Below are 18,061 nucleotides of genomic sequence, written 5' to 3'. Positions count from 1 at the left end.
TCACTGGAATTGCGGCCCTTGGAAAAATTGTTGCAATCTAGAGCCGCCAGATTTACACTTGCCTCCGGAACACAGCTCTTATCTTTTTATCTTTAATTGATTCGAGAGGAGGCATGGCTCATGAAATCATCAAAATTCTGCTGCGCAAGTGCGCTGATCTGCTTCTGGATTTGGAATCTCATCAATCAGGATGAGGCACAGGCAACCGCAAGATTCATACCGATCAACAATTTTTCAATTCGCGGGCTCTCGTCTGACGGCACTATTGTGGCTGGACAAGTAACAAATGATGCCGTCGCGCTATGGACCGAGTCAGGTGGTATTGAAACATTTCCACAGCCAGTCGGCTACTCACTGACGGACGTGTCCAGCATATCGGGCGATGGCACGACAGTGATTGGCAGCATTCGAATTGGAACTGGGCTTAGTCAACGTCACGAAACTTTCCGCTGGACCCGAAATGCCGGATATCAAACGCTGGGAAGATTCTCAGATGATTGGCTTGATCGAGCTTACGCCGGGGATGTCTCATACGATGGATCGGTTGTAGTGGGAACCAATGACACTCCCGATGGCCGCCGGGCGTTTCGCTGGACCCAAGCCACGGGGCAAGTCAATTTGGGCACACTTGGCACCCTGAATACGATCTACGACCCATCTAGTGATGGAAACGGTGTCTCTGCCGATGGTAGTATCGTCGTCGGAGAGGTCACGACTACGGCGGATGCCTATTACAAGCCGTATCGCTGGACAATCTCAGATGGCTACGACGTAATAGGACTACCGCCAGTAACCGACGGTATACCAACAGGAGGGGCGAGTTTGATTTCTGGCGATGGATTGGTGCTGGCGGGGAGAAGCCAAACAAGCGACGACATGCTTGGTTGGACATGGACCGCAAGTGATGGCTTTGTCTATGTTCCCGCCGGCCCAGGTAACTCTCGTACTTCGGCGATCGTTAGCGGTATATCGTTCGATGGTTCTAGGCTAGTGGGCGTTCAAATCTGGGGCCAGCCTTCTCCTAACGCCAATGGAGTCACCAGCAGCGCAGCGTTTTGGCAAAATACGCCCTCAGGCTATCAGTTTACGTTTGTCGAAGATCTACTTGAGGCGTCAGGAGTTGATTTGACTGGATGGCATTTGACTAGAGCGATTGACATCTCCGATAACGGCCGCGCGATCATCGGGGATGGTATTGATCCTAATGGGGTTCAGCGCTCTTGGTACGCGATTCTCTCAGTGCCTGAACCGTCATCCTTCGTGTCGATGAGTCTGGCCGTCGTTCTCTTAGCGGGACTACGTCGTCGGGTTGTCTGATGGACATTTCTTAAAAGCGGTTATCTTGGCCACGCGTGTGGCTCGGCGGGGCCTCGCTTCACGCGGGGCTAAATTTTTTGGGGTGAGGCGATGGTCCCTCGCAGTATGAACGCCGCCCGGGTGCGTGAAGTGACCAGTTCGGGGGTTGCTTCACTCTGATTGTGGTCGCGCCTATTGTTTAAGGAGGACTTACGGACCAGAGCACAGCAGGACAATAACGATGGGACCACACAATTCAAAACTTTGGCAATTCGTTTCGCAGTCGCAGGAGGAACCGACTCAGCCCGCGGCGAAGGGGCTTCCCTTAAAGTCGCAGAGCGATGCCGAATTACTCGATGCCTACTCGCAAGCGGTGATCGCCGTGGTCGAGTCGGCGGCGCCGGCGGTGGTGAGTATCACCGGTTTGCGGCAAGGTCGGCCCGCGGGGTCGGGGTCAGGATTTGTCATTACGCCCGATGGGTATGTGGTCACCAACAGCCACGTAGTCGAGGGACATGAAAGTTTCGTGGCCGAGACGGTTGATGGCGACCGTGTTGGTGCGGAGTTGATCGGCGACGATCCGGCCACCGATTTGGCGTTGTTGCGATTGGCGACCAGCGGTTTGGTTCACGTGCAGTTGGGCGATAGCGATGCCCTGCGGCCGGGCCAGCTGGTGATCGCGATGGGGAGTCCGTTGGGGCTGCAATCCACCGTTTCGACCGGCGTGGTGAGCGCGATCGGTCGCAACATGCGCGGACGCGACGGGCGGTTGATCGACAAAGTGATTCAGCACGCTGCGCCGATTAATCCGGGCAACTCAGGCGGACCGTTGCTAGATTCGCGCGGCCGCGTCGTGGGTGTGAACACGGCGATTATTGCGTTTGCCCAAGGGTTGGGTTTTGCTATCCCAGCGAACACGGCGCAATGGGTTGTGACGGAGATTTTTCAACATGGGAGTGTGCAGCGGCGTCAGTTGGGGATCACGGCGACGACGCGGCGGTTGCCCCGGCAGATGGTTCGCGAACTCGATCTGATTGCCGATACGGTGGTGGAAGTGCTTGAAGTGGCGCGACAAGGAGCGGCGAGTGCCGCGGGTTTGCGCGGCGGGGATTTGATCGCCGAAGTCAACGGACGATTGGTGACCGACGTTGATGATCTGCATCGGTTGTTGGCGGCGATCCCGCGCGAGATGCCGCTCGCGGTGACGGTGTTTAGGGGTACGGAGCGGTTGGAATTGATTGTTCGCGAAGCGTGAGTCCGGTCGTGTTGTGAAGACACTGCTGGGCGAGCCAGCAGTGGCACCCAGGCGTGAGTCAGGGTGGTTCGGCGGGTGCCAGGGGTGGCTTGTCCACCCGTGCTGTGGGACTCAGGTTCACGCAGTGGCTTTAGTTTTGCGCGAGGGTGGTTTTGAATGCGCGGAAGAGAATTACGAGGGCGGCCGCGGCATCGATGAGGACGACAAAGTTCCCGCCGGGATAAAATTGAGAGCCAATCGTGAAGGAAACAATCGCAGCGTAGATCAAGAGATTGAACTGGATCACGAGCTCGTGCTGTTGCCGTGCGAAGAGGGTGAACGTCGCACCCAGGCCGATCACGGCCATGGCTGAGGCGAGCGGGATCGTCGCGCAGAACTGCGCGGCGAGGACCGTCGCGAGGCCGATGCCAATGAGAATGGGGCCGCGGAGGTCGGGCGTGGAATCAGTTGAAAATTGTGTGCTTGCCATAATCCCATTGTGATTGGGATTATGGCAGTGGCAACTGGCAAAAGGTTGCGCGCTAAGCCGGCGAGCGGCATTAACCGCCCACCGAGGATGAGCCCCCGTCGGGTTCGGCGTCGGCGAGTTTGACCGATCGGCGGGGTTCGCTGTCGGTGCCGGGGACGATCATGGGGCTTGGCGAATTTTCTTCGATGATCTTCGTGAGCGTTTCCGAGTCGATGACTTCTTGCTTCATCAGCTCTTCGGAAATCGCATCGAGCGCGGCGCGGCGTTTGGCCAGGATGTGACGCACCCGTTCCAAACCTTCGTCGATGATGCGTTTGACTTCTTCGTCGATTTCGCGTGCCGTTTGTTCGCTGTGGCTCGACATGCGGCCATCGCCGCCACCCACCGCGAGGAACGGACTGCGATGGCTTTCGCGGAAGTTGACGCGGCCCAAGCGGCTCATGCCGAAATCCATGACCATGCTGCGCGCGATTTCGGTACCGCGCTCCAAGTCGTTTTGCGCACCGGAAGAAATGTCGGCAAAGACGATTTCCTCGGCGACCGTTCCGGCGAGCAGCACTTGGATGCGGCTTTCGAGTTCGCCCTGCGTCATCAAGAAGCGATCTTGCTCGGGACGCTGCATCGTGTAACCGAGCGCGGCGAGTCCACGGGGAATGATCGAAACCTTGTGCACGGGATCGGTATTGGGCAGCGAGTAAGCCACGAGTGCGTGACCTGCTTCGTGGAAGGCCACGCGGAGCTTTTCTTCTTCCTGCATGATCCGCTGTTTCTTTTCGAGACCAGCGCTTGAGCGTTCGACCGCTTCGTTGAGCTCGATCATACCGACCGCCTTCTTGCCGTTGCGCGCGGCCAAGAGTGCGGCTTCATTCACAATGTTGGCGAGATCGGCACCGACGAAACCGCTGGTGATCGCGGCGACTTGCTTGACCTTCACATCTTCGGCCACCTTGATGTTCTTGAGATGCACTTCCAAGATATCTTCGCGACCCGCGACGTCGGGACGATCCACCAACACATGGCGATCGAAACGGCCCGGACGCAGCAACGCGGGGTCGAGCGTTTCGGGGCGGTTTGTGGCGGCCATCACGATGACGCCGCTGTTCGAGCCGAAGCCATCCATTTCCACGAGCAGCGCGTTGAGCGTTTGCTCGCGTTCGTCGTGGCCACCGATTTGTCCGCTGCCACGGGTTTTGCCCAGCGCATCGAGTTCGTCGATGAAGATAATACACGGAGCGCGCTGCTCGGCCTGGCCGAACATGTCGCGGACGCGCGCGGCACCCACGCCGACAAACATTTCGACAAAGTCGGAACCGCTCAAGCTGAAGAACGGGACGCCCGCTTCACCGGCGACGGCTTTGGCGAGCAAGGTTTTGCCCGTGCCTGGCGGGCCAACGAGCAGCACGCCTTTGGGAATGCGACCACCCAGGCGTTGATAACGATCCGGGTTCTTGAGGAAGTCGACCACTTCGCGGAGCTCGTCGACCGCTTCTTCGACACCAGCGACGTCGTCGAAGGTGACATCAATATCTTCTTGGGCATAAAGCTTCGCACGGCTGCGGCCAAAGGCCATCGGCGAACCGGCTCCGCCCATGCGGCGCATCATCACGACCATCAACACGATCAACAAACCGGTGAACGTGAGCGGCAGAATGTAGCCCAACAGGGGGCTGGGCGATTCGGCCAGCGTGTGTTCGACGCCCGAGTCCTTGAGGACTTCGAGCAAAAGAGTTTCGTTGGGCAAACGATAGGTGATGAACTTGGTGACTTGCGGACCATTGGCGGCGGGGCCTTGGTTTGACGAAGCTTGATCAGGATCAGGATTCAACGGTTCGACCAAGACCGAACCGGTGACGTCGGTGGTGCTGACTTTGAGATCCTTCAATCCCGAAATTTTGAGTTCGGTGGGCGTCGTGTTGCGCGTGTCTTCGATGACGATGTAATTGTCTTCGAGATTGTCCTTCTTGCCCGTAATGGCGATGAGCTTTTCGAGATCGCTCCATTTGACGGTGAGCCGCGATTGCCCCTGCCAGATCGTGCCCAAGAGAATCAATAGGGCCATGAGACCTAGGACATACCACACCAAGTTGCCGCTGGGGGTGTTGTTCTTTTTTTCGCTGGGAGTCTTGGTCGGTGTTTCGGGGGAATCTTCCATCGCGGTTAATCTGTCGTGGTTCGAGGGGTCAGAATCGACGAGTGGGGCTCAAATGGCCGGTTGGGACTTAATTCATCGTAAGTTAGCCTGCCGTAAAAGACAACGAATCCCCGCGACTGGCTGCGGGCGTGCTGGACGGCTCGGGTTGTGACACTTCTACGTGAAACCTACAATACAGGGCTCAATTTCCCCTGCCGCCGCTGGCAAGATATTTGGCGATTGGTTGTTTGGCGGGCGGGCAGAAGAATTTATCATTACCTTCGCTACGCTCGCTACAAGCCGCAGGTGCGGTGCTTGCTGTGCCGAAACGACCGATTGTTTTGGGCCGATTTGCATGTCCTCATCACCCAAACGAATTGCTGTGCTGGGATCGACGGGGAGCATCGGTACGAATGCCCTCGATGTGATCGCGGCGAGCGAAGGACGCTTGCAAGCCGTTGCGCTCTCGGCCCATTCCAAGTTCAAACAACTCATAGCGCAAGCCTGCCAATTCCAACCACGCTGGGTTGTGGCGACCAATGGGCGCACTGCGGCCAATTTCGATTGGTCTGGTTTGCCCGCCGGCACGGAATTATTAATCGGCGCCGAGGCGCTTAACAAGGTCGTGGCCGAGCCCGACGTCGACGTGGTGGTTGCCGCAATCGTGGGTCGCGCAGGGCTGGAAAGCACATGGGCGGCGCTTGATGCCAAGAAAACGGTCGCCCTGGCGAATAAAGAGACGCTGGTGATGGCTGGGCCGTTGGTGATGGAACTGTCCCGCGAGCGGTCGGCCGCCTTGCTGCCGGTCGACAGCGAGCACAGTGCGATTTTCCAAGCTCTCCAAGCGGGCCAACATCGCGAAATTCAGCGGCTGGTGCTCACGGCGAGCGGCGGCCCCTTTCGGCAAATGAGCTCTGAACAGCTCAAACAAGTGACCGTGGCCGAAGCCCTGGAGCACCCGGTGTGGGACATGGGGCCTAAAATAACGGTGGATTCGGCGACCATGATGAACAAGGCCCTGGAAATCATTGAGGCCCGGTGGCTGTTTGGGGTCGAGCCGGATCAAATTCAGGTTGTGCTGCATCCGCAGTCGGTCGTGCATTCGCTAGTGGAGTTCGTGGATGGTTCGGTTATGGCGCAAATGAGCCCGCCCGATATGCGGCTTCCCATTCATTACGCGCTGCATTATCCGGAGCGAACGAAGAGCATCGCGGAACGTATGGATTGGAAGTCGGCATTTTCCTTGGAATTTTATCCGCCCGACTTAGACCGTTATCCCGCCTTAAAATTGGGGCACGACTGTGCCCAAGCCGGTGGCAGCTCGGGGGCCGTGCTGAACGCGGCGAACGAAGCTGCGGTTGGGGCTTTCCTGGCCGGTGAGCTACACTTTACCGAGATTGTGCCGGCTTGCCGGAGTGTATTGGAATCTCACAAATTTGAATCGCATCCCACACTCGACCAATTGATCGACCTCGATCGTTGGGCTCGAGAGGAGGTTACGCATTGGGTATTTGCTTGATCGCCGCCACGACACCCGTGGAATGGCTGTTGGTTATTCTTCAAGTTGGACTTGGCTTGGGGGCTGTGATCTTTGTCCATGAACTGGGGCACTTTGCCGTCGCGAAGATGTGCGGCGTGAAGTGCGAAAAGTTCTTCATCGGCTTCGACATCGGCGGCTACAAGCTCAGCCGCAAATGGGGCGAAACGGAATACGGCATCGGCATCTTGCCGCTGGGCGGCTATGTGAAGATGCTCGGCCAGGACGATAATCCGGCCAACATTGCCGAGCAGGTCCGCGAATCGCAAGTGCAAGCTGGCAGCCAAATCGCCACGAAAGAAATCGTCGGTCCCGACGGCACGAAGTATATGGTCGATAGCCGCAGCTATTTGGCCAAGAGCGTGCCCCAACGGATGGCGATTATTTCCGCGGGTGTGATCATGAATGTGATCTTTGCTTTCATCTTCGCCGTGATCGCTTATGGAATTGGTGTGCCTTATATCCCTTGCGTTGTTTCGCAAACATCCCCTGGTTCGGCCGCTTATCAAGCGGGCATTCGGACGGGCGATGAAATCACGAAGATCGGCGACATCGAAAAGCCGACGTTCGTCGATCTGAAGAGCGGCGTCACGTTGGGCGATTTGGATAACGGCATCCCCTTCACCGTGCGGCGTGAGTCGACGGATTCGGAACGCACCGTTGTGCTGAAGCCGAGTCAGGAAGCGGGCGGCTTGGCGAAGGTTGGTATTTTTATGCCGCAATCGCTCCGCTTGAACGCAGAGTTTCCCGTGGCGGAAGATTCCGCCGCCGCCGAAGCTTCACCAAAGTTTAAAGGCAACGACGATATTGTGGCCGTTAACGGCGTGCCGGTGAAATCGTATGCTGACTTTGTCGAGCAAATCGTCGATCGCGCCAACGAACCGCTTGAGGTGACCGTCCAGCGCGGCGGTAAAGCACCGTCGGATGATCGCTTCGGACCGCGCAAGGGTGGCGAAGAACTCACGATCACCGTCCCCGCCAAGCCGACGCGCAGCCTCGGGCTGGTGATGGAGATGGGCAAGATCGTCGCGGTTGAAAAGGGTACCGAAGCCGATGAAAAGAAGATCGCGCCCGGCGATTTTATCGACAAAGTGGGTTACGGCAGCGGCGCTCCTCAGGATGTTGCCGAGGGCGAGCAGTTGTTTACCGATCCTATGACACTCCCCGAACAGTTGCGCCGGTTGGCCAATGAGAATCGCGACATTGAACTCACGGTCCGTCGTTCAGCAACTTCGGGTGACGGTCGACAGGCAACTGAACCACTGACGTTGCGTCTCCGTGATGTGACCTGGCTCGAGCCGACCATCATTTTGAATGATCCGTTGAGCGTGCCGGCCTTGGGCATTGCCTATCGTGTGCTCAATCGCGTGAATCAAGTGATTCCCGATAGCCCCGCCGCTAAAGAAGGCATGAAGAGTGGCGACGTGGTGACTGCCGCCGAAATCATTTTCCCCGAGGGCGAGAAGAAGAAGCAGGAAGATGCCCCGAAGAAGATTACGTTCAACGAGCAAGGGGGCCACAATTGGCCGGCGTTGATGCAGTTGCTGCAAAACTTGCCGAACGATGCCAAGGTGAAGCTCACTTATCAGCGTGGCGACGAAACTCTGACCGCCGAATTAAGTCCACAGATCGTGCCCGATAGTTTTGAACCGGAGCGTGGTTTTCAGTTCGACCCTGTTCAACAGATGCGCCGAGCGACCAGCTTCAGTGAGCAACTCCGCTTAGGCTATCGAGAAACCGTCAACTCGCTGGGGATGGTGTTCCGCTTCTTGGGCAAACTGGGCACTCAGGTGCCGCTCACGTCGCTGGGTGGTCCGCTCACCATTGCCCAAGCCGCCGGCTATTCGGCGTTTGAGGGCGTGGGCAAACTCTTGGTGTTTCTCACGATGCTCAGTGCCAACCTGGCGGTGATCAACTTCCTGCCGATCCCGTTGCTCGATGGTGGGCACATGGTGTTTTTGGCTTGGGAAGGCATTCGCGGCCGTCCCGCGGGCGAAAAGCTCGTGGTGGCGCTGCACACGATTGGCTTTGTGTTCATCGTGTCGCTGATGCTGTTCGTGTTGTCGCTCGATTTGGGGCTGATCAATCGGAATTTGTAGTGTTTGAAGTTTAAGCGATTTCACAACTCCAGCGCATCCACCGGCGTGCCGACGGCGAGTTCGTAGTCGCCGGCCGGTAGGATCATCAAGCCGTTGGCATCGGTGAGGGCTGCCAAGTCGGCGGAGCCGCGCCAGACCAAGGGGTCCACCGATTCTTGTCCTTGGAGATTGTGTTCCAAACGGCACGGATGATACGTGGGACGGTCGCCGCGATGTTTGGTGGGGGCGGTGAGTTGACCGCGCAGTGGTTTCGCCGCGGCGAATTCCGCACCCGCCAGCGCGGCCAAGACCGGCTTCACGAACAGCTGGAACGACACGAGCGTGCTCACCGGGTTGCCGGGCAGACCGAACACTAATGTGCGGCGGCCTTCTGCTTCGCGGACTCCGAACCACAAGGGCTTGCCCGGTTTCATACGGACTTTGTGAAAGACTTGCTTTACGCCCAGCTCCGCCAGCACGGTGGGGACCAAGTCCATCACTCCCGCGGACACGCCGCCGGTGATCAGCAGAATGTCGGCGTCGAGTCCCGTGTCGATTTTTGTTAGTAGCTCATCGACGTCGTCCCGCGCGATGCCCAGATCAAGGGGAGTCGCAGCGGCTTCTTGAATCGCGGCCACCAGCATGGGCCCGTTGGAATTACGAATCTGCCCGGCGGCGAGCGGCTGGCTGCATTCGACCAGTTCGTTTCCCGTCGAGAGCACGGCCACGCGCGGCCGGGGAATCACGCTCACCATCCCCTGCCCCACCTCGGCCATCAGCGCGAGATCGATCGCACGCACAATCTTGCCGGCGTGAACGACTTCTTCTCCCTGTTGAAACGAGCCGCCCCGTTGAAAGATGCCGGCACCCGGGGACAGCGATTTGTCGGGAAGTCTCACGGTCGACTCATCGAGCCGCTCGGTGTCTTCATGTTTCACGACCGCGTTGGCCCCGTCGGGAATCGGTGCGCCGGTCATCACTTGGATCGTGACGCCCGGTTCGATGGCGTGCTGAGGAACTCCGCCGGCGATCACTTGTTCGATGATCCGCCGCATGGGCGAAGGGTCTTCGACCGAGATGGCGAAGCCATCGAGCATCGACTTGTCGAACGGTGGCGAATCCATGTCGCTCACAATCGGCTCGGCGAGTCGCAAGCCCAAGGTCTCGCTCAACGGGACGCGCGCTACGGGGAGCGAGCGCACGGCTTGGCGAACAAGTTCAAAGGCTTCGTCGACGGTGATCATAGATATTTCTGACACGCTTTCTATAAGGTCATCCTGAGAGAGCCTAGGCGACCGAAGGATCTAGTTAGCCAAGAGCGGAGAGTCCAGAGTCTAGAGCCAGACTGCATGGCACTTAACTCTTAACTTTCAACTTTGACTATAGAAGCTAGATTCTTCGGGTCGTACCTCAAAAAATTATTGCTGGCGCCTCAGAATGACATTTATTAATTCACCGCCAAGAACCTTCGCAGCATGTCCATCCCGGCGTGGGTGAGGAAACTCTCGGGATGGAACTGCACGCCGTAGAGCGGTTCGCTGCGATGTTCGACGGCCATGATCTCGCGGTCACCATTGGGGGCATCGCTCCAGGCGGTCATTCGGAGCACTTTAGGCAACGTGTCGGGCTTGATCACCAGGCTGTGATAACGGGTTGCTTGAAATGGATTGACAATGCCATCGAACAGCGTGCTGTCGTCGTGATGGATCTGATCGACTTTGCCGTGCATCAAGCGGCCCGCGCGGACGATCTTGCCGCCGAGCGCTTGGCCGATGGATTGATGGCCCAGGCAGACCCCCAAGATCGGCAACTTGCCGGTGAGCTTGCTGACGCATTCGACCGAGATGCCGGCTTCGGACGGGGTACACGGCCCGGGCGAGATGATCAGCCGGTCGGGCTTACGGGCGAGGATCTCGTCGACCGTGATTTGATCGTTGCGGTCGACCGAGATTTCGAGCGTGGCATCGATTTCCCCCAGCCGCTGCACGAGGTTGTAGGTGAACGAGTCGTAGTTGTCGATGATTTGGATCATGGCAAGTTGGTAAAGGTGATGCGATGCGGACCGTTCATTGTAATCGGTGAGGGATGGTTGATGAATGACTGGAGGAAATGACCAATGTTCAATGACCGAATGACCAAGGGGGACGGTGAGACTGTCGGACAATGGGACGGGAAAATTCCGGGTAAAGTTCACTTGTGATTGTTCGAATGTGCGAAAACTCCGGGATTCCCTGGAAGCGGCCAACGAGAACTCTCTTTTTTGCCCAAGCGGCCAAGAGTCAGGGGGGGACTATGGACGGTGGACTGTGGGTGAGCGCGTAGCAGTAGCTTCAATGACGAAGGCCCAATGACCCAATGACCATTGGGAGACATCTGACCTCCGGCCTCCGACCCCTGGCCTCTCCTCTTCGCACCTTAGCACAACGCGTGGCACAATTTCTACAAAATCTGGGGGGAATTTTGCGGCGGTGGGGAAGGAAAATTTCGGAAAGCTAGGAGATAAAGACGAGCCACGATGGGACGACATTGAATATCGCGATTGCGTTCCATTTGTGGAGCCATCGGTTTCCGCCGATGATCTCAAGCTGCCGTTGGACTAGGTGTGCAGTGGCATCGAGCGAGTCACATGCGTGAACTTACGTAACATAGATTTGTCTGCAAGAATATGTGAGAGGTCAGACGATGGGAGTTGCCAAATGCATATACTGCGGACGCTACTTCAATCCCGCACTTGGTGCTGGCGATCATGTACTTCCATCAGCAATTTTTGGTGAATTTCAAGGTGATTCACGATTCCGTGGTTGCTGTTCTACATGCAACAATCATTTTGGCACCCTAGAGCAAATTGTAGCGCAAGCTGGACCTGAAGGTTATTTAAGAGGAATTGTTCTCGGAAAAAATCCAGGACGAAGGAAAGCTGCGGGAATTCAACAAAGAGGCGCTAAGAATAGCAAAGCACCTGTCCACTTGATTCTTCGTAACGGACGGTACGAACTTATAAAAATACAACCTGGAAATTTTAGATCTGCCGAGCCGGTAGATCATTTTAGAATTCTGGATGGTGATGGAAATGAATACTTTGTTCAACTCTATCCGAACATTACTCGGGAGCGATTGCAGGAAGCAATCGACTCTTTGGGTATAAGCGACATCCGCGAAGTCGCGTTTGATTGCGATAGCTCGCATTATGGTTACTACAAAAAGCTCTCAAAGGATCTTTTCAGCAGCATGACGAATTGGAGGAATGAACCAGGGACAGAACCGGGTAATCGGACCCTTCCGGGGCGCGTGAAATTCACTTTTTCGACCGACTATTTTCGGGCGATCGCAAAGATGGCGTTTCACTACTATTTAGTTCATTGCCGTCGCGGTTATGCAGGCGATGAAATGCAGTTTAAGGCCATTCGAAGCTTTATTAAGTGTGGTGGTGATTACGAGCAGTTTTTTGATCAGCCTGGACCTCGTTTCCACATGCCCTTTGGCGAGAACACATTTGTACCAATGAAGTGGTGTCACCTGTTGTGGGCATATGAAACGGAGAATCAAGTTTTGGTGGAAATGTATCTTTTCCTCGGCCCGGAACTCGTTCCGCCACCTCATCGAATTCAATTGTGCAAACTTTCCAGCGAATTGGTTCTGCCAGGTGGTGCATGGGGACACAGGTTCAGATATTTTTCGCAAGCTAAGGGTCGCTATTTAGGATGTGTAGAACCGCTCGATGTCGGACGACTCGCATAGTATTTGCTTTTTCGCTGGGTGCAATTGCTAGCTTGCCCAGCAGTGTTGTTTGCGGCAGTGAAATGTGATATCTCTCACCACGGCGTGCGATCGGCATGGCCGTGTCAGCCACAACGTGGCGTCGCTATGATAGCCCAGGGCGCAGCCCTGGGAAAATAGTCCGCCCCCAATGTTTTAGCCCTGTAGGGGCGACAATACAGGGCGCTGCGTAATCGCGCCCCTTCTGGGCTACGATCTCTTTAACATCCAGAACCCAGGCCGTTGGCCTGGGCTATCTTATCGCCGACCTTTCAGGCCTTTTGAATTCCCGCCCCCACGTTCGTGAAGGCAAACACTGCGCGGTAGTGAAGAATCCTTCGCGCGAAAACTTCCCAAACAATCCTCCCCTAGCCCCTCCTTGGAAAGGAGGGGGATAATATCGCCGTCTTACCCTTCTTTCCGCGCATTGTATCCGCCGACAACAAACAGCACGCCAGGGATGCGAGTCTCCGTTATCAATAATTTGAATCATGTCGCTATGTTAGCCCCATACCCTTGCTCGGGGAGTGGCTCTCTAGCGCTCGGGGCGATCTTGGGGATGGCGATGCGTTGGGACTTGTAGATGCTCGAGTGACCGCTGAGCAGATAGGCCAACGAGCAGCCGGTGGCGATGTAAACGGCGTGTTCGGCGCCAAACAATTCAATTCCCATGACCGTGCAAGCGAGGGGCGTGTTCGTTGCCCCGGCAAAAACTGCGACAAATCCTATGGCGGCAAAGAGGTCGATGGGTGCCCCCAGGGCAATGGCCAGGGTGTTGCCGAGAGTGGCCCCCACAAAGAACAAGGGTGTCACCTCTCCCCCCTTGAAGCCGCTGCCGAGCGTGATCGCGGTGAAAAGAATTTTCCAGAACCAGCTCCAGGTTTGCGAGCCACCGGCGGCAAAGCTGGTGACGATGCTCACCCCCTGGGAGTCTTGGGGAGGGGGCGTCACCCCGAGCCCCAGATAATCGCGAGTCCCCAAAGCATAGGTAAGCCCAATCACCAGCAGCCCCCCCACGACGGGCCTCATGATTGGCCAGCGAATCAACTTGGCGAAGCTATGCTTGACGCCATGAGTCAACTGCGCGAAGCAAACACTGGCCAAGCCAAACGCAACCGCCGCCAACGCAACCTTGGCCAATAGCAGCCAATTGTGACGCGGAAGCGTTTGGATGTATTGATGGTAGTCGGTGTGATTCATCCCCCAGGCCGTGCAGGTCCAATCGCTCACGATGCCGGCAAACAAACAAGGCACAAGTGCTTCGTGCTGAAAACGGCCAATCGCCAAAAACTCCGCGGCGAAGATCGCGCCGGCGACGGGAGTGCCGAAGACGCCGCCGAATCCGGCGGCCACCCCCGTGAGTAACAGTGTGCGATTGTCGAGCTTCGAGAGTTTCAGCCAGCGCGAGAATGTGGACGCGATGCTGCCACCCATTTGAATGGCTGTTCCTTCGCGTCCCGCCGATCCACCGCAAAGGTGGGTGGCCACGGTGCCAATCAGAATCAGCGGAGCCATCCGCAGACGCACTCCTTCGATCGGCTCGTGGATCTCGTCCATGATCAGATCGTTGCCCTTCTCGACCGATTTACCAAACAACCAGTAGAGCCCCGCGATTGCTGCCCCGGAAAGTGGCAAAGTCCAAAGCAGCCACGGTTCGGCATAGCGTGTTTGGGTGGCGACTTCCAAGGCCCACAAAAATAAGGCGCACGCCGAACCGATGACCGCCGCCACGGGCCCGGCCAGGCAGATCCATTTGAGCGTGTAAGTGAACAGTGCCCAGTGTTCGCGTGGATCCCAAATAAAGTGCATCGTTGCTCCCTAGTTTTGAGTTTGTAGGGAACACTGGTTCGCGGCAGCAGGCCGGAGAAGTGATTCCTACAAACATAGCGGTGGCCTAGTTTGTAGGAGTCATCAGCACGGGTTACAAGAGAACCCGGCGGTTATGGCGAACTCCATCGCCTGATCTCTATCAAGCTTAGATCGAAATCTGACTGCAAGCAAGCCAGTTCTTATGCCGTATTTGGGGCGATTCGGGGCCATGTTCGGCTACTAGTGGTACGATCTATCCGATATATTGATTGGTTCCTCAAACCACTCTTTCAGTGACCAGCTATGCCCAAATACGTTGTGCGACATGGCGTGATGCGTGACCTCGGTGTCTTTGCGAGCCGGGGGAGCGATCTGTTTGCGCGCGGTACGCAAGTGATCGCGCGGACGGCGAGGGGTTTGGAAGTGGGTGAAGTGCTGTGCGAGGCCAATGAACTGGCCCTGGCGAACTTGCAAGATCCCAAGAACGGCCAGATCCTGCGCGAGCGCGACGCCAACGACGCCGGCGAATTGCGCCGCTTGATGGAACAACAAAAACACGAACACGCCACCTGCCAACGGCATATCGAGGAATTGAAGCTCGACATGAAGCTGGTCGACGTCGAGCGAATTTATGGCGGTGAGCGGGTGGTGGTCTATTACCTGGCCGAGGATCGCATTGATTTCCGGCTGCTGGTGAAGAATCTGGCGACCGAATTTCAAACCCGCATCGAGATGAAACAAATCGGCGTGCGGGACGAAGCGAAACTGCTGGCCGATTACGGCGATTGCGGCAAACCGGTCTGCTGCAATACCCATCTGTCGGAGATGCCCCCCGTTTCGATGCGGATGGCGAAGCTGCAAAAGGCGACGCTCGACCCCAGCAAGATTTCCGGCCGGTGCGGGCGGCTGAAGTGCTGTTTGCGTTATGAGTACGATACTTACCAGGAATTGCAAAAAGATTTGCCACCCATCGGGGCGGATATTATCACCAGCGAAGGCCGGGGCCGAGTGCTGGCACAGGAGATTCTCGCCGGGCGTATCCTCGTGGAAATGGAGGACATGCGTCATTTGGCCCTGGATGGCTCGGCGGTGCTGACTGTCCTGAAAAAGGGTGGCTCGCGGAACGGCGGAAATGCGAAGAATCCGCAGCGGCAGGCCGATGATGATACGTCGGGCGAGGATTTCCCGTCACCAGATGCTGACGATTCTCCCGCGGGAGAGTAAGATTAACTGATGTAGGTGGCATTTCGATTCAGCATTTTCGATGCAGCACCGATAGCGATAAGCGACCACTATTATGACCATGCTTGACCCCGATCATCCGCTTGCAGAACTTTTGTGTCACGACAAGCGCTACGATTTGGATGCTTATCTGTTTGTGTTTGAGGCCCTGCGGCATGCGCAGGAGAAGCTCGGCATGGGGACCGAGTATTTTGCCGACGAAGCCGAAGAGGAAGACGAACCCGAACGGCACGTGACGGGGCAAGAGCTCTGCGAAGCGATGCGAGTTTATGCCCACGAGCAATACGGCTACATGGCCAAATGCGTGCTCAACAGTTGGGGCATCAAAAGCACGGGCGACTTTGGCGAGATCGTGTTCAATCTCATCAAGATCGAACAGATGCGCAAAACGCCTCACGATCGTCGTGAAGATTTCGACGACGTCTTTGATTTCGATGAAGGTTTTCAGCATAGCTTTCAATTCTCGCCTCTCGATCCGAGCGAGGAGCGCGATTATTGATGGGGACTGAGTCGAAGAGGACTGAGTTGCAGAGGACGGAGCATTGATGTCGGCCAAGAAACGGCAAGCCCCTCCGCCCAGCGGTCCCGTGGGAACGGCTTCCCCTGCTGAAACCAACTTTTCTGGCCCCCGCCCCAGCCGTTGGCAACTGATTGTTTCCAGTGTTTTGTTGGCGTTGTGGATGATTTTTCTGGCTTGGATGGCGTTTGGCAGTTGAACTTCTTGCCGCGCCGTTTTTCAATAGAGTGATTCGTTGAGGCAGAGCTAACGCCGCGAATCGAGTCTTTCAGCGCGGCAAGCATAAACGAGGACACTAATTGACATGAACGTGGTACCCATCGGGGATAATATTGTCGTCAAGCGCGTCGAAGCGGAAGAAACCACCGCGGGAGGGATCGTCCTGCCCGATTCAGCGCGCGAACAGCCTCAACAAGGAAAAGTCTTGAGCGTGGGCGATGGCCCGCTGCTGCCCAGTGGCAAGCGCGGCGGCTGCGACGTGCAAGAAGGGGATCGCGTGGTGTTCGGCAGCTATGCAGGGCAAGAAGTCGATATCGACGGCGAGCAACTCTTGATCTTGCGCTCAGCAGACGTGCTGGCGATTATTCGCTAAGGCAATTTGCCTGTCGACGAAGTGTCTGGCGGTGTCGCTATTTCTGACACGTGCCCATTGCCGACTCGCGCTAGGGGATTTTTCTTCTCCTCTCCCCTGCTGTAGGATGAGGAGTCTTACGGTCGATTCTCGACATTCCCCCGGCAGCGAGGAGTTTTCCATGCGATCCAGGCTTGTTGCGTTTGTAGTTCTGAGTCTTCTGTGTTTGGTTCGAGCGAATGTTTTCGCCGCGGAGGCCAAGGAACTCGTCGACAAAGGGACCGCGTTTCTCGAAAAGTCGCAGGCCGAGGATGGCTCGTTCAGTAGCGACAGCGGTACGGGCATTACTTCGCTCGTGATCACGGCCTTGCTGAAGAACGGCAAGAGCCCTGACGATCCGGTCGTGGCCAAGGCGCTCGATTATTTGAAGCAGTACGTGCAAGAAGACGGCGGCATCTACAAGCCGGGGAGCACCCATCGCAACTACGAAACGTGTTTGGCGGTGGTGGCCTTTCACTTGGCCAACAAGAACGGTGAATACGACGACCTCGTCAAGAACGCCGAAAAGTACATCAAGGAAGTTCAATGGGATGGCGGTGAAAATCACGACGAACCGAGCATGAACTACGGCGGGGCGGGTTACGGTTCGCATTCCCGGCCTGACTTGTCGAACACTTCGTTCTTGATCGACACGCTCAAAGAATTGGGCGCGAGCGACGATGACCCCGCGATTCAAAAGGCGTTGGTGTTTGTGTCGCGTTGCCAGAATCTGCCCACGGAACACAATGAAACCGAGTACGCCGACAAGAATCCCGACGGCGGATTTTATTACACGATTGCCGCGGGGGGATCGAGCCAAGCCGGTGCCGAGGAAGATGGCGGCTTGCGTAGCTACGGTTCGATGACCTACGCGGGTCTCAAGAGCATGATCTACGCCGGCGTGAAAGCCGACGACGAGCGCGTGAAGGCGGCGCTCGAATGGATCGCCAAGAATTACACGCTCGATGAAAATCCCGGCATGAAAGACAGCGGGCTCTATTACTACTATCACACGTTCGCCAAGTCGCTCAACGCCGTGGGCAAACCCGAGCTGGTTGATGAATCGGGCAAGGCCCACGACTGGAAAGCCGAGTTGGTTGAAATTCTGGCCAAGCAGCAGAAGCCTGACGGCAGTTGGGTGAATGCCCAGCCGCGCTGGTTGGAGAATGATCCCAATCTGGTGACGGGATATGTGCTGCTGGCACTGTCCTATGTGCAGTAGTTTCCATTGCTAAGCCGCGAGCGGCTGCTAGCACATCCGCGGGAATGCTCTTTGCCCGCGTACGGCCATTTGCTACACCTCGCCGCGCGAGTCGCGCCGAGGTGCGCCGACGCACGCGCCCTTTTTGGTAAACGCTTGG

At 56.7% G+C, this 18,061-nt stretch carries 15 protein-coding genes and 1 riboswitch; of the genes, 10 read left to right on the top strand and 5 right to left on the bottom strand.

Annotated elements, in window-relative coordinates; genetic code table 11:
• Window positions 1–120: 120 nt before the first annotated feature.
• A complete protein-coding gene (locus tag SH678x_RS22760; protein ID WP_496920765.1) occupies window positions 121–1,317 on the top strand; it encodes a hypothetical protein in 1,197 nt (398 codons plus the stop codon).
• Window positions 1,318–1,537: 220 nt separating this feature from the next.
• The gene (locus SH678x_RS22755) at window positions 1,538–2,551 is read left to right on the top strand and encodes a S1C family serine protease (RefSeq protein ID WP_496920764.1); all 1,014 of its coding nucleotides are present in this window, start codon (window positions 1,538–1,540) and stop codon (window positions 2,549–2,551) included.
• A 130-nt stretch (window positions 2,552–2,681) separates the two neighbouring features.
• Here the strand turns inward: SH678x_RS22755 and SH678x_RS22750 are convergent, their stop codons facing one another.
• Both SH678x_RS22750 and ftsH read right to left on the bottom strand, forming a co-directional pair.
• On the bottom strand, window positions 2,682–3,020 hold the full coding sequence (locus SH678x_RS22750; protein ID WP_496920763.1) for a hypothetical protein: 339 nt from the start codon (window positions 3,018–3,020) through the stop codon (window positions 2,682–2,684).
• A gap of 70 nt (window positions 3,021–3,090) precedes the next feature.
• A complete protein-coding gene (gene ftsH, locus SH678x_RS22745; RefSeq protein ID WP_496920762.1) occupies window positions 3,091–5,172 on the bottom strand; it encodes an ATP-dependent zinc metalloprotease FtsH in 2,082 nt (693 codons plus the stop codon).
• A 334-nt stretch (window positions 5,173–5,506) separates the two neighbouring features.
• Here ftsH and SH678x_RS22740 point away from each other — a divergent pair, with 334 nt between their 5' ends.
• A complete protein-coding gene (locus SH678x_RS22740) occupies window positions 5,507–6,670 on the top strand; it encodes a 1-deoxy-D-xylulose-5-phosphate reductoisomerase (RefSeq protein WP_496920761.1) in 1,164 nt (387 codons plus the stop codon).
• A complete protein-coding gene (locus SH678x_RS22735; RefSeq protein WP_496920760.1) occupies window positions 6,655–8,787 on the top strand; it encodes a site-2 protease family protein in 2,133 nt (710 codons plus the stop codon). The genes SH678x_RS22740 and SH678x_RS22735 overlap by 16 nt, the downstream gene beginning before the upstream one ends.
• A gap of 20 nt (window positions 8,788–8,807) precedes the next feature.
• Here SH678x_RS22735 and SH678x_RS22730 read toward each other — a convergent pair whose 3' ends face one another.
• Complete coding sequence (locus tag SH678x_RS22730; protein ID WP_496920759.1) at window positions 8,808–10,010, bottom strand: molybdopterin molybdotransferase MoeA; 1,203 nt, start codon at window positions 10,008–10,010, stop codon at window positions 8,808–8,810.
• A 203-nt stretch (window positions 10,011–10,213) separates the two neighbouring features.
• A complete protein-coding gene (locus tag SH678x_RS22725; RefSeq protein ID WP_496920758.1) occupies window positions 10,214–10,798 on the bottom strand; it encodes an anthranilate synthase component II in 585 nt (194 codons plus the stop codon).
• A gap of 650 nt (window positions 10,799–11,448) precedes the next feature.
• Here SH678x_RS22725 and SH678x_RS22720 point away from each other — a divergent pair.
• On the top strand, window positions 11,449–12,504 hold the full coding sequence (locus SH678x_RS22720) for a hypothetical protein (protein ID WP_496920757.1): 1,056 nt from the start codon (window positions 11,449–11,451) through the stop codon (window positions 12,502–12,504).
• Window positions 12,505–13,011: 507 nt separating this feature from the next.
• Here SH678x_RS22720 and SH678x_RS22715 read toward each other — a convergent pair.
• Window positions 13,012–14,331: a voltage-gated chloride channel family protein gene (locus SH678x_RS22715; RefSeq protein WP_496920756.1), complete on the bottom strand. Its 1,320-nt coding sequence runs from the start codon at window positions 14,329–14,331 to the stop codon at window positions 13,012–13,014.
• Window positions 14,332–14,417: 86 nt separating this feature from the next.
• A riboswitch (Fluoride riboswitch) is annotated at window positions 14,418–14,491 on the bottom strand.
• A 143-nt stretch (window positions 14,492–14,634) separates the two neighbouring features.
• Here SH678x_RS22715 and SH678x_RS22710 point away from each other — a divergent pair.
• From SH678x_RS22710 to SH678x_RS22690, 5 genes are all read left to right on the top strand, one after another.
• Window positions 14,635–15,555, top strand: coding sequence for a PSP1 domain-containing protein (locus SH678x_RS22710; RefSeq protein WP_496920755.1), 921 nt, complete (start codon window positions 14,635–14,637; stop codon window positions 15,553–15,555).
• 73 nt (window positions 15,556–15,628) lie between these two features.
• Window positions 15,629–16,072 (top strand): Minf_1886 family protein, encoded by a 444-nt coding sequence (locus SH678x_RS22705; RefSeq protein ID WP_496920754.1) that lies wholly within the window; start codon window positions 15,629–15,631, stop codon window positions 16,070–16,072.
• Window positions 16,073–16,118: 46 nt separating this feature from the next.
• The gene (locus SH678x_RS22700) at window positions 16,119–16,289 is read left to right on the top strand and encodes a hypothetical protein (RefSeq protein WP_496920753.1); all 171 of its coding nucleotides are present in this window, start codon (window positions 16,119–16,121) and stop codon (window positions 16,287–16,289) included.
• Window positions 16,290–16,394: 105 nt separating this feature from the next.
• Window positions 16,395–16,682 (top strand): co-chaperone GroES, encoded by a 288-nt coding sequence (locus tag SH678x_RS22695; RefSeq protein ID WP_496920752.1) that lies wholly within the window; start codon window positions 16,395–16,397, stop codon window positions 16,680–16,682.
• A gap of 160 nt (window positions 16,683–16,842) precedes the next feature.
• Entirely contained in the window at window positions 16,843–17,922 is a 1,080-nt protein-coding gene (locus SH678x_RS22690; RefSeq protein WP_496920751.1) for a prenyltransferase/squalene oxidase repeat-containing protein, read from the top strand.
• The last annotated feature ends 139 nt before the right edge of the window (window positions 17,923–18,061 follow it).

The organism is Bythopirellula superficialaquae, assembly GCF_059632245.1.
This window is presented reverse-complemented; position numbering and strand designations above follow the sequence as displayed.

Bases quoted from the DNA above. Each gene is read 5' to 3' on its own strand.
- SH678x_RS22760 (WP_496920765.1), top strand. From the start codon at position 121: ATGAAATCATCAAAATTCTGCTGCGCAAGTGCGCTGATCTGCTTCTGG.
- SH678x_RS22755 (WP_496920764.1), top strand. From the start codon at position 1,538: ATGGGACCACACAATTCAAAACTTTGGCAATTCGTTTCGCAGTCGCAG.
- SH678x_RS22750 (WP_496920763.1), bottom strand. From the start codon at position 3,020: ATGGCAAGCACACAATTTTCAACTGATTCCACGCCCGACCTCCGCGGC.
- ftsH (WP_496920762.1), bottom strand. From the start codon at position 5,172: ATGGAAGATTCCCCCGAAACACCGACCAAGACTCCCAGCGAAAAAAAG.
- SH678x_RS22740 (WP_496920761.1), top strand. From the start codon at position 5,507: ATGTCCTCATCACCCAAACGAATTGCTGTGCTGGGATCGACGGGGAGC.
- SH678x_RS22730 (WP_496920759.1), bottom strand. From the start codon at position 10,010: ATGATCACCGTCGACGAAGCCTTTGAACTTGTTCGCCAAGCCGTGCGC.
- SH678x_RS22725 (WP_496920758.1), bottom strand. From the start codon at position 10,798: ATGATCCAAATCATCGACAACTACGACTCGTTCACCTACAACCTCGTG.
- SH678x_RS22720 (WP_496920757.1), top strand. From the start codon at position 11,449: ATGGGAGTTGCCAAATGCATATACTGCGGACGCTACTTCAATCCCGCA.
- SH678x_RS22715 (WP_496920756.1), bottom strand. From the start codon at position 14,331: ATGCACTTTATTTGGGATCCACGCGAACACTGGGCACTGTTCACTTAC.
- SH678x_RS22710 (WP_496920755.1), top strand. From the start codon at position 14,635: ATGCCCAAATACGTTGTGCGACATGGCGTGATGCGTGACCTCGGTGTC.
- SH678x_RS22705 (WP_496920754.1), top strand. From the start codon at position 15,629: ATGACCATGCTTGACCCCGATCATCCGCTTGCAGAACTTTTGTGTCAC.
- SH678x_RS22700 (WP_496920753.1), top strand. From the start codon at position 16,119: ATGTCGGCCAAGAAACGGCAAGCCCCTCCGCCCAGCGGTCCCGTGGGA.
- SH678x_RS22695 (WP_496920752.1), top strand. From the start codon at position 16,395: ATGAACGTGGTACCCATCGGGGATAATATTGTCGTCAAGCGCGTCGAA.
- SH678x_RS22690 (WP_496920751.1), top strand. From the start codon at position 16,843: ATGCGATCCAGGCTTGTTGCGTTTGTAGTTCTGAGTCTTCTGTGTTTG.